The sequence below is a fragment of the Spirillospora sp. NPDC000708 genome (assembly GCF_040299565.1).
Taxonomy (GTDB): domain Bacteria; phylum Actinomycetota; class Actinomycetes; order Streptosporangiales; family Streptosporangiaceae; genus Spirillospora.
Window position 1 is genome coordinate 1 of the sequence record NZ_JBEPCJ010000015.1, and the last position, 14,804, is coordinate 14,804.

Genomic DNA, 14,804 nt, shown 5'->3' on the forward strand with positions numbered 1-14,804 from the left:
GACGACGACGCCGTCTTACACCTGGGTTTTACCACCGTTTGCCCCACCGGCCCCCACGCCCGGTGACCTCCCGGGCGGACTCGCCTCCCGACCCCCCCGCGGGCGGGGACCCCCCCGCGGGGCGGCGCCCCCCCCGCCGGCCGCTGCTGCTGTCCGGGGTCGCCGCGGCGGCCTGCGCGACCGTGGGGGCGACCGTCGTGGCGACGTACCGGCCGGCGGAGCCGCCCCCGCCGCCCGCCGCCGTCGGGGCGTTGCTCGACCAGGCCGCCGACCGCGCCGGCACCGATCCGGTCCCGCGGCCCGACCAGTTCGTCTACCAGGACACGATCGAACTGCGCCGGGTCATGAACACGGGGCGCTGGTACAAGGACCGCAACCAGTCGTGGATCTCGGTCGACGGGTCCCGGACCGGACTCGTCCGCCTGAAGAACTGGATCCGGCCCCGGCCGGACGAGGGCGTCCCGCCGGACGGCGACAGCGTCCTCAAGCCCTGCGGGCAGGTGCCGCCGATCGAGCGGCCCTACCTCGGCGACGTCCCCGCCGACCCGGACGCCCTGCTCCGGCTGCTGGCGACCAGCGGCGACGGCACGCGGGCCGAGCGGCAGTGGGAGGCCGTCATCGACCTGATCGACCGGCCGGCGCCGCCCGCCGTGCGCGCGGCGCTGTTCCGCGCCATCGCCCGCATCTCCGGGGTGCGGCTGGCGAGCGACTCGGTCGACGCGGTCGGGCGGCACGGCGTCGCGGTCACCCGCACGCGGGACGGGGTGCGGGAGGAGCTCGTCTTCGACCCCGTGACCCACCGGTACCTGGGGACCCGGAACGTCGTCACCCGCTCCAGCGACCAGCTCGGGAAGCGCGGGTCGACCCTGTTCGCCAGCGCGGTGGTGCGGACCGAGATCGTCGACAAGGTCCCGGAGCCCGTGCCGGGAGCGGAAATCTCCAACTGCTGAACGGGACGCGGCCCGCGCCCGGCGCCCGTCCCCGGACGGGCGGGCACCCGGGTGCGGGCCGCGCCGTCCGAGAGGCGGGGCGGTTCGTCCGGAAAGGCGCGAAGAATGCGAGATGGCGGCGCTATCGTGTCGCCTGACCATCGCGCTGCCACGCCTCGCACAGGAGCCTTCATGGGCTACCCCCCGCCTCCCGCCCAGCCCGGCCCCGGCGGCCCGTACCACCCCGGTTACGGGCCGGGGGGCTACGGCGCCCCGGCGCCCGGCGGGCCGCCCGCTCCGCCGTACGCGCCGGCGCAGCCCGCCTACCCGCCGAACGGGTACGCGCCCGCCGGGTACCCGCCGCCGCAGCCCGCCTATCCGGCGCCGCAGCAGGGCGGGTACCCCGCGCCGCAGCAAGGCGGCTACCCGCAGCAGGGCGGTTATCCGCAGCAGCAGCATCCCGGCCAGTACGGCACGGCCCCCGCCGACCTGTACGGTTCGCCGATCCTCGTCTACGACCAGCCGGCGCAGTTCTTCTCGACGGAGGCCAACTACACGATCTGGAGCCCGCAGGGGCAGCCCGCGGCGCACGTCCGGGAGCAGGGCGTCAGCGGGGCGAAGAAGGCCCTGCGCGTCGTCAACCAGGGGAGCCAGACGAAGGCCGAGCGGAAGCTGACGATCTTCCGCCCGGACGGCATGCCGTACTTCCACTTCTACAAGCCGTACGGGTTCATGGGCACGCCGAAGATGCAGGTGCTCACCGCGCAGGGCGGCCTCATCGGGCACCTGCGCAAGCGCGCGATGCGGGGCTGGGAGATCCTCGGCGCGCAGGAGCAGCAGCTCGGCTACTACGAGCTGCTCAGCGGCCGGATCACCGACTGGCAGCAGCAGGAGATCGCCCGCATCCAGCGCGGGTTCGAGGGCATGGGCGAGCTGCTGTCGCAGATGTTCACCGGCGCGGACCGCTACGTGCTCCGGATGCACGCGCCCTTGCAGGAGCCGATGCGGACGCTCGTCCTCGCCTGCCCGCTCGCGTTCGACACCGCGGTCTCCCAGAACCGCAGCATCGGCGGCTGGCTCTAGCCGCACCGCCCTTCGGCGCGGCCGCCCGCCGCGTCGACGGCCGGTTCGGGGACGGAGCCGGCGGTGCCCGCGCGCGGGCGGAGGACCCCCGCCGCAGCCGCGGCGGCGACGCAGCACGCGACGGGCAGGAAGAACGTGAGGTTGAGCGGCATGACGCCGGTCAGCGCCCCGATGGCGGCGGGCCCGGCGAGCATCCCGAGGTAGCCGATGCCGGCGACCCGGGAGACGTTGACGCCGGCGGCGTCGCGGTCGGCGTGCCCGGCGGCGCTGAACAGCTGCGGCACGCAGCCGGACAGCCCCGCTCCGAACACCGCCCATCCGGCCAGCGCCAGCGGGATCCACGGGGACAGGGCGGCGGCGGCCATCCCGAGCGCGGCGGCGGACGCCCCGTAGCGCAGGACGGCGACCGCGCCCAGCCGGGCCGCCGCACGGTCGGCGAGCAGCCGCCCGATCGTCATGGTGGTGGCGAAGGCGCCGTAGGCGAGGGCGGCGGTGGCGGCGGGCGCGTCCAGGACGCGGCGCAGGTGCAGCGCACTCCAGTCGTTGGCCACGCCCTCGCACAGCATGATCACCAGGGCGAGTGCCGCCAGCGCCCAGATCCGCCAGGGCGTCCGCCGCCGCGCCGCCGCGCCGGCCGTCGCGCGGGCGGGCTCCGGCCTCAGCAGCGCGGGCGCCGCCGCCACGGCGACGGCCACGCAGACGACCGCGACGGCGGTGAGCGTGACGGCCGGGCGGACGCCCGCGCCGAGCGTGGCGGCGCCCACGAGCGAGGCGAGCACGCCGCCGATGGAGTACGTCGCGTGGAACGCCGACATGACGGGCCGCCCGTACCCCCGTTCGACCTGGACGGCGTGCGCGTTCATGCCCACGTTCAGGCCGCCGCCGTTGCAGGCGCCGAGCACCGCCAGCGCGGCCCCGAGCGTCCAGGCGTTCGTGGCCAGACCCGGTCCGACGACCGCGACGCCGCTCAGGGCGGCGCCGATCGGGACGACCCTGCGCGCGCCGAAGCGGTCGGTGAGCGGCCCGATGGCCTGCATGCCCGCGAAGGAGCCCGCCCCGAGCAGCAGCAGGAGCCGGCCCAGCTCGGCGTGGTCGATCCCCGTCCGATGCTCGATGCTGGGGATGTGCACCACCCACATGCCGAGGATGAACCCGGACAGGCCGAAGTAGACGAAGGTGGCCAACCGGCCCGCCCGTAGCGTTCGCTCCATATAGTGAACATAACGAACATCCTCCTGCATCGAAACCTTGCATTCCGAACAAGAATGGTGTTCGATCGCGAGTATGGCGGACACGGAGCGGCTGCGGCGGATCACCGAGGCGGTGCGCGACGCCGGCAGCATCGGCGTCGCGGAGCTGGCCGGCCTCACCGGCGCGTCGGAGATGACCATCCGGCGCGACCTCGACCACCTCGCCGCCCAGGGCGTCCTCGAACGTTACCGGGGCGGCGCGAGGACCCTGCTGCTGCGCGGCGAGGAGCCGCCGTTCGCGGTGCGCGTCCACGAGGAGGTCGAGGCCAAGCGCCGCATCGCCGCCGAGGCCGCCGCGCTCATCGCCGACGGCGAGTCCGTCGTGCTGGACAGCGGCACCACCTGCCTGGAGGTGGCACGCGCGCTGGAGCACCGGCGGCTGACCGTGATGCCGCTGTCGCTGCACGCGATCAACGCGCTCGCGGGCGCGCCGCGGCTGACCCTGCTGGTGCCCGGCGGCCGGCCGCGCCCCGGCGAGCTGGCGCTCACCGGCCCGCTCGCCGAGGCGTCGCTGGCCGCGCTGCGCTTCGACACCGCGATCATCGGCTGCTGCGGGCTGACCGCGGCGGACGGCCTCACCGCCCACGACCTGGAGGACGCCGCCGTCAAGCGCGCCGCGATCGCCTCCGCCCACCGCGTCGTCGCCGTCACCGAGGCCGCCAAGCTCTCCCGCACCGCGCTCGCGTTCGTCGGCCCCGCGTCCGACCTGGACGCGGTCGTCACCGACGGCTCCGCCCCCCGCGACCGGGTCGCGGAACTGGCCGCCGCGGGCGTGACCGTCCGCACCGTCTGACCCCGCACCGTCCGGCCCGCACCGTCCGGCCCGCACTCAGGAGCCCCGGCAGCGGCGGCGGTCGCCGTCACTGACCCCGTGACGACGGCTCACCATCTACGCCGCCACCCTCTCCGTCGCGGTCTGCCGCGACGACGCGGAACGACGGCCGCCGCCGCTCCGGAAGAGGAAGCCCCTCGGTCTCGCGCGCCTCAGCCCGCAAGCAGCCCGGCCCACCGGGCCGAATCCCCACGAATGACGGCGGGCGACCAAGGCAGAGCCTGTCTCAGGCGGTGCCGAGCGGCTGCGCGCCGATCACGGAGAGCAGTTGCAGTTTCTCGTGGCTTTCGCTGCCCGGGGTCGCGGTGTAGACGAGCAGGTGGTGCGACTGGTGCGGGTCGAGCAGCGTCTGGCAGTTCAGCTCCAACGCGCCGACCTCGGGGTGAACGAAACGCTTGACCTCGTGGGGACGGATGCCGACCTCGTGGCCGTTCCACACGTCCCGGAACTCCTCGCTCTGGGCGAGGAGCAGGTCCGCGTAGCGCGCCGCGCGGGACTTCGGGCCCCGCAGCGTGGCGATCTCGCGCAGGCCGGAGGCGAACATCCGGGAGAGGAAGCGGTGGTCTTCGGGCGCGTACAGCCGCCGGGCGGCGGGATCGGTGAACCAGCGGTACCCGAGGCTGCGCGCGGGACCGGTGTACCGGGTCGTGTCGCCGGTCAGCGCGACGCCGACCGGGGTCTGCCGCAGGGTCTCGCCGAGTTCGGTGACGATCTCGGCGGGGGTGTCGTGCAGGCGGTCGAGGATGCGCAGCAGGCCGGGCCCGACGTGCTCGCCGTCGGCGCCCCGCGCGGGCGGGTTGTGGCCGGCGAGGCGGAACAGGTGGTCGCGCTCGTCGAGGGAGAGGTAGAGGCCCTGCGCGATCGAGGCGATCATCTGCTCGGACGGCTGCGGGCCGCGCTCGCGCTCCAGCCGGGCGTAGTAGTCGGTCGACATGTGGCAGAGGGCGGCCACCTCCTCGCGCCGCAGGCCCCTGGTCCTGCGGCGCCGCCCGCGCGGAAGGCCGACGTCCTCGGGCTGCAGCGACTCGCGGCGGCGCCGCAGGAACTCCGCCAGTCCCGGCCGATCGATCACCATGCTCGTCCTCCCGTGGTGCTGCTTCCTTTCTAGCGGCCGCCTGGCACGGCAACCACGGATCGACAGGTCCTGGATGGCGGCGGCCGCCTCGGTGACCGTGGGGTGGGCGACAAGACCTCTGGGGAGTGAACCGTGCCACGAAAGCGAATCGACATCACCGTTCCGGACCTCTCCGGCGGACGCGCCGTCGTCACCGGAGCGAGCGACGGCATCGGACTGGGCATCGCCGCCAGGCTCGCCGCCGCCGGAGCCGAGGTCGTCATGCCCGTCCGCGACACGCGCAAGGGCGAGGCGGCGGTCGCCGCGATCCGCGGGCAGGCCCCGGGCGCGACGGTGTCGCTGCGCGAGCTGGACCTCTCCTCGCTCGACTCCGTCGCCGCGCTGGGCAAGACCCTGCTGGACGAGGACCGGCCCATCCGCATCCTCGTCAACAACGCCGGCGTCATGACACCGCCCGGCCGGCGGACGACCGCCGACGGGTTCGAGTTGCAGTTCGGCACCAACCACCTGGGGCACTTCGCCCTCGTCGGGCACCTGCTGCCGCTGCTGCGCGCCGGCCGCGCGCGGGTGACCTCGCAGGTCAGCGTGGCGGCGAGCCGGGGCGCCGTCAACTGGGACGACCTGGACTGGGAACGCTCCTACGACGGCATGCGCGCCTACCGGCAGTCCAAGATCGCGCTCGGGCTGTTCGGCCTCGAACTCGACCGGCGCAGCCGGGCGGGCGGCTGGGGCGTCACGAGCAACCTCTCCCATCCGGGGGTCGCGCCGACCAACCTCCTCGCCGCGCGCCCCGAACTCGGCCGCGACGAGGAGACCGCGGGCCGCAGAGTCATCCGCGCCCTGTCCGGACGGGGCATCCTCCTCGGGAGCGTCGAGACCGCGAAGCTCCCGGCCCTCTACGCAGCCACCTCGCCTCGCGCCGAAGGCGGCGCGTTCTACGGACCGCGCGGACTCGGGCACCTGGGCGGCCCGCCCGCTGAGCAGAAGCTCTACGGCCCCCTGCGCAGCGACGAGGAGGCCCAGCGCGTCTGGCGGATCTCCGAAGAACTGACGCGAGTGCCCATCCCCGGCGCCTGAGAGCGGACCCGGTCTCGCTGGTCCAGCCAAGCGGCACCCTCCGTCTCCGGAGTGTCCAGGCGGTGGGCCGTCACCACGCGCGGCTCGTCGGGAAGGACGCCGTGCAAGAAGGTCAGGGCGTGGCCTTGCGGGTGACGACCACGACGTAACGGCACTCGTCGGTCGTGTCGTTGATGAACTCGCGAGCTTGGGGCTCGCCGAGCTCGAACGTGTCTCCGCTGGTGAGACGGTGTGAGGTCGGTCCCTCGGCCAGAGTCAGCTCGCCGTCCAGGACCCAGACGAGCTGGGCGATGAACGCGTACGTCCCGGCCGGCATCGACACCCGGGCGCCCGCGGGCAGCACGATCTCGGTGACGTCGGCGGGAAAGCCCGGCGTCGATATCTGGCGCCGGAGGTAGCCGGTGTCGGGGTCCGTCCAGTGGGGGGTGTCGGCGGCGCGCCGCACCCCGTCGGCGCCTCCCTCGGCCGGCGACAGCAGCGCGGTCATGGTCAGTTCCAGCGCGGCGGAGAGCTTGCCGACGACGAGGGCGGTCGGGTTGCTCTCGCCCCGCTCGATCTTGCTGATCATCGCCCGGGACACCCCGGAGGCGTCCGCGAGCCGGGCCAGCGACCAGCCGCGCCGGACCCGTTCCGCCTTGATCCGCCGTCCGAGGCCGTCCGGGCTCTCCATCAAAGTGGACACGGCTTCACCGCGGGAACGGCGCCGCCGTCCAGGCACAGCTTCATGAAGACGCTGTTGGGATCCCGGACGTAGTCGGCGAACGGCTCGCAGAGGGCGAACCCGTGCCGCGTGTAGAGCCGCCGGGCCGGTGCGAAGAAGTCCTGGCTCCCTGTCTCCAGCAGCACCCGCCGGTAGCCGCGCGCGGCGGCGACCTTCAGCAGGTGCCGGAGCATGACCGTTCCGACGCCCCGTCCCCGCGCTGACCGTGCCGTCCGCATGGACTTCAGTTCGGCGTCGCCGCCGCCGAGGTCCTTGAGCGCGCCGCAGCCGCGTAGCTCCGGGCCCTCCCAGACCGACCAGAACTCGACCCCCGCGGCGCGCAACTCGTGCAGATCCAGCGCATGGACCGACTCCGCGGGCGAGGTGGCGTGCATGTCGGCCAGATGCTCTTCCAAGAGCCCATGGACCTCGGGCCGGGTCAGGTCGTCGAGCTCGAAACGCAGCGTCATCCGGACTCCTGTCTCACCCGCTCAAAATACGGTGGGGTCAACGATGGACGGTTTCTATCATAGTGGACATGTATCCACTATATGAGCGCTTCGCGATGCCGGCCGCCGCCTCGGCCCGACGGTGGATGCGACCGGTGCTCGGCCCATGACGACGGCGCTCGCCACCGGAGCCGTCGCGGGCCTCGGGATCGCCATGCAGGTCGGAGCCGTCGCCGTCTACCTGCTCCTGCTCAGCTCGATGGCGCCCGTGCGGGTCGGTGCCGCCGCTGCCCTGGGCGTCGCGACGGTGGACGGTCTCTACAGCGCCGTCGCGGTCGCGGTGGGAGGGGTGGTGAGCCGCGTAGTCGGACCGGTCGTCGGCCCCCTCCGCTGGGTCGCCGCCGCCGTGCTGTTGTGGATCGCCGTGCGGGTCGTGATCGACGCGGTCCGCGAGGGCGGCGGCCCGTCCGGCCCACTCGACGCTTCGGGAGCGTCCTCACCTGGACGGGCCTACCTGCGGCTCATCGGGATCACGGTGATGAACCCGGGCACGGTCCTGTACTTCGCCGCCATCGTCATCGGCAGCCGCTTCGAGGCCTTCGACGCCGTCGACCGGTCCGCGTTCGCCGTCGCCGCGTTCACGGCGTCCGCCGTCTGGCAGATGGCGGTGGTCCTCGCCGGTGCGGCGTTGGGCCGCCTGCTCACCGGGTACCGGGGACGGCTGGTGACGGGAGTGGTCGCCGGGACGCTCATCGCCGCGCTGGCCGTGCGGACGTTCGTCGGGTAGCGGGCCGGGCACAGCTCATCCGGCTCCTCGCGTCTCTTGATGGCCGCATGCGAGATCCAGGACGGTGGCGACGCGGTCCAGCGTGCTGACCGGCGGGGTGTAGGGCAGGCGGAGGTGGTGGGAGTGGGTGGCGTCGGCGGCGAACGACGGACCTGGAGACAGTTCGAGTCCGTGGGCGCGGGCGCGTGTCGTGACGAGATCGGCTCGCTCGGTGGTCAGGCGCAACCAGAGCGCGAGGCCCCCTGGAGGGACCGTGAACCGCCAGCGGTCGTCTCCGGCCAGCAACCCGCTCAGGTGGTCGCGCTGCCGGCGCAGGGCCGCCCGCCGGTCCCGCAGCAGCGGTTCCAGGTCGCGCAGGAGTTCGGCGGCGACCAGTTGCTGGGTCGGCGCCGCCGACAGCGGTTCGCACAGGGGATGGTGGGCCAGCTCGCCGATGAGCGCGGCCGGCCCGCGGATCCAGCCGACCCGCAGCCCGGCCCAGATCGTCTTGGCCGCCGACCCGATGAGGAGGGAGCCGGGTATCCGCTGGACCGGTGCGGGGGTGTCGCGCAGGTCGAGATCGCGCATGGTCTCATCGGCCACCACGGTCACTCCGTGCCGTTCGGCCAGCCGGCCCACGGCCTGCCGGTCGGCTTTCGGCATGAGCGCGCCGGTCGGGTTCTGGAAGTCGGGGACGAGGTAGGCCATCCCGCCCGCCGCGGTGCGGAAGGCGCCGTCGAGCTGGTCCAGGTCCCAGCCGTCCGCGGTCACCCGGCAGCCGACCAGGCGTCTGCCGGAGGCCCGGAAGCCGGCCAGCGGATCGACATAGGTCGGGATCTCCACGGCCACGACCCGGGGACGCAGGTGCGCCGACAGCAGCGCCAGGGCCGAGCGCGCTCCCGAGGTGATCAGTATCTGTTCGGGCCGGGTGGCGAGCCCCTCCGCCGTGTGGCGGTCCGCGAGCAGTGATCGCAGCTCGGGCAGCCCGGGGCCGGTCTCCCCGCTTTCGGCCAGGACCGGGCCGGAACGCTCGGCCGCTCTCAGCACGGCCCGCTGATAGGGGGCGTGCGGTGCCGCCGGAACCGCCCTGCGCAGGTCGATCGCGCCGTGCTCGCCGACGGCCGACGACGGCGCGATGCGCGTCGTGGCCGCCGGCGGAAGCCGCAACGTGCTCGCGCTGCCGCGACGGGTGTCGACCCATCCCTCGTCACGCAGGATGCCCAGCGCCGCGATCACCGTGCCGCGGCTGACGCCGAGCGCCGCGGCGGCACGGCGCTCGGCGGGCAGCCGGGAGCCGACCCGCAGCCGTCCGTCCAGAGCCGCGTCGCCGACCGCGTCGGCCAGCGCTCGTGCCAGGGCGGCACCTGGTCTGCGCCATGCGCCCAGCGCGGCGGCCAGCTGGTTGTCCGTGATGTGCACTGGTCCAGTTTGCTCTTATTGGACCAGTGTTTCGCACCCCGCTCTGGATACCGTCCACCTGGAACCACGGAAATCGGAGCCTCCCATGCACCCACGCCTCGCCGCCGATCTCGCAGAACTGCCTGCCCTGCTGGAGGCGACTCGCGTCCAGGCGACCGGGATCCTCGGCCGCCTGGACGAGCAGCCGGTCGTCCCGCCGCTTCGTCCGCCCGCCCCAGAACCGCTCCCCGAGGAGGGAGCCGGGCTGACGGCGGCGCTCGAGGAGTTCACCCGCACCTGGGCCCCGCTGTTCTCGGCGAGCCCAGGCCCCCGCTACCTGGGCTTCGTCACCGGTGGCGCCACGCCGGCCGCGTTGGCGGGCGACTGGCTGACCGCGGCCGCCGACCAGAACCCCACCTCGGCGCTCGACGGCGCGGCGCCCGAACTCGAACGCCGCACCATCGACTGGCTGCGCGACCTGTTCGGCCTCGGCAGCGCGCATCACGGCACGTTCGTCAGCGGCGCGACCATGTCCAACACGGTGGGCCTGGCCATCGCCCGCGAATGGCTGGGCGACCGCGCGGGCGTCAGCGTGGCGGAAGAGGGCGCGTCGGCATTGGGACGAGTCACCGTCCTGTCCGGCAGCCCGCATTCGAGCATCGCCAAGGGCCTGTCCATGCTCGGCCTAGGCCGCACCGCGCTGATCCCCGTGCCGACCGTCCACGATCGGGAGGCAGTCGACCTCGCCGCGCTGGAGCAGGCGTTGACGCAGGCAGACGGCCCCTGTGTCGTCGTCGCCAACGCCGGCACGGTCAACACCGTCGACTTCGACGACCTCCGCGCCATCGCCGCGCTGCGGGAACGCCACGACTTCTGGCTGCACGTGGACGCCGCCTTCGGAGGTTTCGCGACGCTGTCGCCGGACCACACGGACCTGGTCGCCGGGCTCGACGCCGCCGACTCCATCTGCATCGACCTCCACAAATGGCTGAACGTCCCCTATGACAGCGCCGTGCAGTTCACCCGCCGCCCGGATCTCCAGGTGCGGGTGTTCCAGAACGCCGCCGCCTATCTCGGCCCGCTCGGCGAGACCCCTGACCACGTCCACCTCACGCCGGAGAATTCGCGGCGCCTGCGCGCCCTCGCCGCCTGGTTCACGCTGCGGGCCTACGGACGGGCCGGGCACCGTGAGATCGTTCAGCGGAACATCGCCTGCGCACACGCTCTCGGCGAGGCGATCAAGGCGATCCCCGGGCTGCGCCTGCTGGCACCGGTTCGCCTGAACGTCGTCTGCTTCACCCTGGCCGCGGAGCCCACCGCCGAGCGGCTCGCCGACCTCGCCGCCGAACTGGCGGAGGACGCCTTCCTCACCCCGACCACCTATGCCGGGGTGCCCGCGCTTCGAGCCGCCTTCAGCAATTGGCGCACCACCCGACCCGACGTCGACCGGATCACGAAGGCTCTGAGGGGCTGCCTGGACACTCCGTCATAGGAACTGCGGACGACGGGCCGAGCCGCCGCCCCGGTCAGGACGCGGTCCGCGGATCGGCTGGCCGAGCCGGTCACGTGGTCCTCGTCCGATCCGACGGCGCGTGCGGGACGAGGCCGATGCCGAGGGCGGTGGTGGGGATGTGATCAGGGCGGCGGCGGGTTGCCCAGGCCGGCGTCGCGGGCTTTGGCGACGGCTGCGGCGCGGTCGGTGACGCGCAGTTTGGTGAAGATGTTGGAGACGTTGTTGCGGACGGTCTTCTCCGACAGCATGAGCCGGCGGGCTATGGCGTTGTTGCCGGTGCCCGCCGCCATCAGGGTGAGGATCTCCAGTTCGCGCGGTGTCAGGTCGGGGAAGGCGGACGGCGGGGACGGGGCGGTGAAGAAGTGCGCCATCCGGCCGGCGATGGCGGAGCCGAAGATGGCCTCGCCGTCGGCGACGACCCGGATGGCGCGCAGGATCTCCTGCGGGCCCGAGCCCTTGAGCACGTAGCCGCGTGCTCCGGCGCGCAGGGCGGCGAACAGGGAGGCGTCCTCGTCGACCATCGTGAGGATGAGGATCGCGGTGCCCGGCGCTTCCCGGAGGATCCGCCGGGTGGCCTGCACACCGTCGGCGCCGGGCATCCGCAGGTCCATGACGACGACGTCGGGGCGCTGCTCCAGGGTCACCGCGACGGCCTCGTCGCCGGTGGTGGCCTGGCCCGCGAGCTCGGTGCCGGCGGTGTCCTCGATGAGGGAGCGCAGGCCCTCGAGCACGAGCGGGTGGTCGTCGGCGACCACGACGCGGATCATGCCGGTTCCGCGAGCGGCAGCACGGCGTGCACGACGGTGCCGGTCGGGTCGCGGCGCGTCACCGTGCAGGTGCCGCCGAGTTCGGTGGCACGGCGCCGCATCGAGGTGATGCCGACGCCGGCCCGGAAGCCGTCGGGCAGCCCGCCGCCGTCGTCGCGGACCACCAGTTCCAGGCCGGACGGGCCGGACGCCAGCTCCACCTCGACGCGTGCGCCGGGGGCGTGCCGGGAGGCGTTGGTCAGCGCCTCCACCGCGATCCGGTAGGCGGCGACCTCGACGGCGGCCGGCAGCGCGGGCAGCGCGGCGGGCGCCGCGATCGAGACGCCGCCGAGCCGCGCGGCGTGCGACCGGACGGCCTCGGTGAGGCCCAGCTCGTCCAGCACGGCGGGCCGCAGGTCGTAGACGATCCGGCGGATCTCGGCGATGACGTTCTCGGTCTCGGCGCGCAGCCGCGCCAGCAGGCCGGTCGCGGCGCCGGCCGGGAGGGCCCGGCAGGCGGTGTCGATGCCGAGCGCGATCCCGGTGAGGGACGCGCCGAGCCCGTCGTGCAGGTCGTGGCGGAGCCGCCGCCGCTCCTCCTCACGGGCGCCGACGAGCCGTTCACGCGAGGTGCGCAGCTCGGCGGCGAGCGACAGCGCGCGCACCGTGACCGCGACCTGCCGGGCGAGCTGCCCGAGCAGCTCCCGCTCGGCGGCGCCGAACCGTTCGGCCGGGTCGCGGGTCTCCAGCACCAGCGTCCCCACCGCCTCGCCGCCCCGGCCGGCGGCCGTCATCCCCGCCGCGCCGCCCGCGGCGTCGCCGCCCGGTTCGGCGAGCGGCAGCGGCAGCGGCAGCGACTCTCGGTGCCCGCTGCCCGGCACCCCGTGGGCGGCGACGGCGACGCCGCCCACCTCGATCGCGGCGTAGGGCAGGCGCAGGACCTCGGCGATGGTGCGGGCGGCGGCCGGCAGGACGTCGGCGGGTTCGGCGGCGGCGTGCAGCCGGTCGCCCAGCCGCCCGACGACCGTGGCGGGCTCGTCGCGCAGCCCGTAGACGAGTTGGCTGGCGCGGCGTTGCAGCAGGTCGCGCAGGGGCAGGACGGTGAGCGCCGCGCCGGCGGTGGCGAGCGCGCCGGGGAGCCGCCCGCCGGCCAGCGCGCCGAGGGCGGTGGCCAGGACGAGGTAGACGGCGACGACCCCGGCGGTGAGCAGCCCGTAGATCAGGGCGCGGTGCATCACCCGGCGCAGGTCGAACAGGCCGTACCGGACGATCCCGACCCAGGCGGCGGCGCCGAGGACCAGCGCGGCGGTGTTCTCCAGCGCGCTGACCACGACCGTGTCACCACCGCTCATCCCCACGGCCACGCAGATCAGTTGCGACGCGGCGATGGCGTAGCCGGCGCCCGCGACCAGCCGCAGCGCCCGGCCCGCCGGGTCCGGGGTCCGCCGGGCGCGGCGCATCAGGGCGGTGGAGGTGGCGAGGGCGATCGGGCCGAGCAGCAGGATGGCGAGCACCCCGCCCTCGGCGGCTCGCCCCGCCGCGCCCGGGAGCCCCGTCGGGTTGTCCCGGTCCGGATAGTCGATCATCGTCGGTGAGAACAGCGCCCAGCAGGCGATCGCGGCGAGTTCGGCGCCGCACACCGCGGCGAGGGCCCGTCGCCGCCGGGACGGGCCGCCGAGCCGCCCGTCCGGGAACAGCAGCAGGCCGAAGGTCGCCGCCAGCGGGACGCCCGCCAGCGCCGCGAACGTGTTCACCGTGGCCAGCAGGGCCGGGGCGGGGATGGCGCCGTCCCCGTGGTCGTAGGCGGCGGCGACGGCGATCTGCAACGCCATGTTCAGCGGCAGGCACACGCCGGCCGCCAGGAGGATCCAGCTCACCGCGTTGCGCGGCCGGGAGCGGACCACCGCCGCGCCGACCGGCGCCACGGGCAGGCAGACCACCGCGGTCACCGCGAACAGCACCGGCAGCGCGTCCGGGGTACGGGCCGCCAGCAGCACCGCGAGGACCGCGGAGGCGGCGGCCAGCGCGACGGCGGCGTCCGCGGTCACCCGCAGCGGGCGGCTCATGGCAGCGATTGTCGGCCATTGCGGGCCAGGCCGCCAGAGGGGCGTCCGCCGCCGCCCCCGCGGGCGACGGCGCCCTCCGGCCGGCGGCGGCCGGCCGGAGGTCCCGGTGGTCACGGCCGTGCGGCGGCGGGCTCGGCCGACGGCCGAGCGGCCGGGTCGGCCGGCGCCGCGTCCCAGTCCCCGTCGGGCAGCCGGACGACGGCGGCCGCGCAGATCGCGAACCCGGCCAGCATCGTCACGCTCGCCGCGTCGTCCACGGCGGGCGAGCCGGCGATGTGCGACGCCAGGTGGATCAGCGGAGTGATCCCGACGAGCAGCCCCGCGGACCGGGGGACGGCGCGGGACCGCCACAGCGCGGCGCCGAGCAGCACGCCGCCGACGATGTGGCCGAGCACGAAGACCAGGGTGAGGACCCCGATCAGCGCGTCGCCCTCGATCGCGTGGACCAGCGCCGCCGTCCCCGGCCCGGGGTTGCGCGCCGCCTCGTACAGCACGGCGTCCAGCGGCAGGAGCCCGACCACTCCCGCCAGCCATCCCGCGCCGGCGATCCAGCCGCCGGCCAGCGCCAGCCGCGGCGCGCCCCGCCGGGCCAGCCGAGCGACGGCGAGCACGGCCGGCACGACCAGCAGGGTCAGCACGTCCAGCGCGAGCACCGCCCGCATCGCGCCCTGGTGGGCGACGACCTTCGCCACCTGGTCCGCCACGCTCTGGCCGTCGGTGTCGCCGACCGGGTTGACGAATCCGGCGGCGAGCAGCACCGCCGGCGCGATCACCAGCGTGCCGGCGGCCCCGGACCGCGCGAGTGTCCTGATGTCCATGACCTGCTCCTTTCACAGTGGACGGTCACTCGAAGAGTGGACGCGGACGCGTCCCGGGACACAGAGCCGCCGGTCCCGCCGCTCAGGGAGGAAGCCCGGCGC

The 14,804-nt window shown here is 74.6% G+C and carries 14 protein-coding genes; 6 read left to right on the plus strand and 8 right to left on the minus strand.

Going from position 1 to position 14,804, the window contains the following annotated elements; all coding sequences use genetic code 11:
- The first annotated feature begins 62 nt into the window (after positions 1–62).
- Both ABT299_RS13490 and ABT299_RS13495 read left to right on the plus strand, forming a co-directional pair.
- Entirely contained in the window at positions 63–950 is an 888-nt protein-coding gene (locus ABT299_RS13490) for a CU044_5270 family protein (protein WP_500250936.1), read from the plus strand.
- Between the two features lie 171 nt (positions 951–1,121).
- Positions 1,122–2,012: an LURP-one-related/scramblase family protein gene (locus tag ABT299_RS13495; protein WP_500250937.1), complete on the plus strand. Its 891-nt coding sequence runs from the start codon at positions 1,122–1,124 to the stop codon at positions 2,010–2,012.
- Here the strand turns inward: ABT299_RS13495 and ABT299_RS13500 are convergent.
- Positions 2,009–3,223 carry an MFS transporter gene (locus ABT299_RS13500; RefSeq protein WP_500250938.1) on the minus strand — a complete coding sequence of 405 codons (1,215 nt, stop codon included), beginning with the start codon at positions 3,221–3,223 and terminating at the stop codon, positions 2,009–2,011. The genes ABT299_RS13495 and ABT299_RS13500 overlap by 4 nt on opposite strands.
- Positions 3,224–3,296: 73 nt before the next feature.
- Between ABT299_RS13500 and ABT299_RS13505 the strand changes: the two genes are divergently transcribed.
- Positions 3,297–4,055 carry a DeoR/GlpR family DNA-binding transcription regulator gene (locus tag ABT299_RS13505; protein WP_190857295.1) on the plus strand — a complete coding sequence of 253 codons (759 nt, stop codon included), beginning with the start codon at positions 3,297–3,299 and terminating at the stop codon, positions 4,053–4,055.
- Between the two features lie 265 nt (positions 4,056–4,320).
- Here ABT299_RS13505 and ABT299_RS13510 read toward each other — a convergent pair whose 3' ends face one another.
- Positions 4,321–5,166, minus strand: a complete 846-nt coding sequence (locus ABT299_RS13510) for a helix-turn-helix transcriptional regulator (protein WP_500250998.1) — start codon at positions 5,164–5,166, stop codon at positions 4,321–4,323.
- Between the two features lie 135 nt (positions 5,167–5,301).
- On the opposite strand from ABT299_RS13510, the gene ABT299_RS13515 reads away from it, so the two are divergent.
- A complete protein-coding gene (locus tag ABT299_RS13515; RefSeq protein WP_500250939.1) occupies positions 5,302–6,246 on the plus strand; it encodes an SDR family oxidoreductase in 945 nt (314 codons plus the stop codon).
- A 112-nt stretch (positions 6,247–6,358) separates the two neighbouring features.
- On the opposite strand, the gene ABT299_RS13520 is transcribed toward ABT299_RS13515, so the two are convergent.
- Positions 6,359–6,928, minus strand: a complete 570-nt coding sequence (locus ABT299_RS13520; protein ID WP_500250940.1) for a helix-turn-helix domain-containing protein — start codon at positions 6,926–6,928, stop codon at positions 6,359–6,361.
- Positions 6,916–7,416 carry a GNAT family N-acetyltransferase gene (locus tag ABT299_RS13525; RefSeq protein ID WP_500250941.1) on the minus strand — a complete coding sequence of 167 codons (501 nt, stop codon included), beginning with the start codon at positions 7,414–7,416 and terminating at the stop codon, positions 6,916–6,918. The genes ABT299_RS13520 and ABT299_RS13525 overlap by 13 nt, the downstream gene beginning before the upstream one ends.
- A gap of 145 nt (positions 7,417–7,561) precedes the next feature.
- Between ABT299_RS13525 and ABT299_RS13530 the strand changes: the two genes are divergently transcribed.
- Positions 7,562–8,182, plus strand: coding sequence for a LysE family transporter (locus ABT299_RS13530; RefSeq protein WP_500250942.1), 621 nt, complete (start codon positions 7,562–7,564; stop codon positions 8,180–8,182).
- A 15-nt stretch (positions 8,183–8,197) separates the two neighbouring features.
- On the opposite strand, the gene ABT299_RS13535 is transcribed toward ABT299_RS13530, so the two are convergent.
- On the minus strand, positions 8,198–9,580 hold the full coding sequence (locus ABT299_RS13535; protein WP_500250943.1) for an aminotransferase-like domain-containing protein: 1,383 nt from the start codon (positions 9,578–9,580) through the stop codon (positions 8,198–8,200).
- A gap of 85 nt (positions 9,581–9,665) precedes the next feature.
- Between ABT299_RS13535 and ABT299_RS13540 the strand changes: the two genes are divergently transcribed.
- Positions 9,666–11,051 (plus strand): pyridoxal phosphate-dependent decarboxylase family protein, encoded by a 1,386-nt coding sequence (locus tag ABT299_RS13540; RefSeq protein ID WP_500250944.1) that lies wholly within the window; start codon positions 9,666–9,668, stop codon positions 11,049–11,051.
- Positions 11,052–11,194: 143 nt separating this feature from the next.
- Here ABT299_RS13540 and ABT299_RS13545 read toward each other — a convergent pair whose 3' ends face one another.
- The 3 genes from ABT299_RS13545 to ABT299_RS13555 all read right to left on the minus strand — a co-directional run bounded on the left by ABT299_RS13545 (position 11,195) and on the right by ABT299_RS13555 (position 14,702).
- Positions 11,195–11,839, minus strand: coding sequence for a response regulator (locus ABT299_RS13545; protein WP_387023845.1), 645 nt, complete (start codon positions 11,837–11,839; stop codon positions 11,195–11,197).
- On the minus strand, positions 11,836–13,884 hold the full coding sequence (locus ABT299_RS13550) for a sensor histidine kinase (protein WP_500250945.1): 2,049 nt from the start codon (positions 13,882–13,884) through the stop codon (positions 11,836–11,838). Before ABT299_RS13550 ends, ABT299_RS13545 begins: the two co-directional genes overlap by 4 nt.
- A 110-nt stretch (positions 13,885–13,994) precedes the next feature.
- Positions 13,995–14,702: a DUF4386 family protein gene (locus ABT299_RS13555; protein WP_387023841.1), complete on the minus strand. Its 708-nt coding sequence runs from the start codon at positions 14,700–14,702 to the stop codon at positions 13,995–13,997.
- Positions 14,703–14,804 lie beyond the last annotated feature (102 nt).

Excerpts from the sequence above, each read along its gene's own strand:
- ABT299_RS13495 (WP_500250937.1), top strand. The coding sequence starts at position 1,122 with ATGGGCTACCCCCCGCCTCCCGCCCAGCCCGGCCCCGGCGGCCCGTAC.
- ABT299_RS13500 (WP_500250938.1), bottom strand. The coding sequence starts at position 3,223 with ATGGAGCGAACGCTACGGGCGGGCCGGTTGGCCACCTTCGTCTACTTC.
- ABT299_RS13505 (WP_190857295.1), top strand. The coding sequence starts at position 3,297 with ATGGCGGACACGGAGCGGCTGCGGCGGATCACCGAGGCGGTGCGCGAC.
- ABT299_RS13525 (WP_500250941.1), bottom strand. The coding sequence starts at position 7,416 with ATGACGCTGCGTTTCGAGCTCGACGACCTGACCCGGCCCGAGGTCCAT.
- ABT299_RS13530 (WP_500250942.1), top strand. The coding sequence starts at position 7,562 with ATGACGACGGCGCTCGCCACCGGAGCCGTCGCGGGCCTCGGGATCGCC.
- ABT299_RS13540 (WP_500250944.1), top strand. The coding sequence starts at position 9,666 with ATGCACCCACGCCTCGCCGCCGATCTCGCAGAACTGCCTGCCCTGCTG.
- ABT299_RS13545 (WP_387023845.1), bottom strand. The coding sequence starts at position 11,839 with ATGATCCGCGTCGTGGTCGCCGACGACCACCCGCTCGTGCTCGAGGGC.
- ABT299_RS13550 (WP_500250945.1), bottom strand. The coding sequence starts at position 13,884 with ATGAGCCGCCCGCTGCGGGTGACCGCGGACGCCGCCGTCGCGCTGGCC.
- ABT299_RS13555 (WP_387023841.1), bottom strand. The coding sequence starts at position 14,702 with ATGGACATCAGGACACTCGCGCGGTCCGGGGCCGCCGGCACGCTGGTG.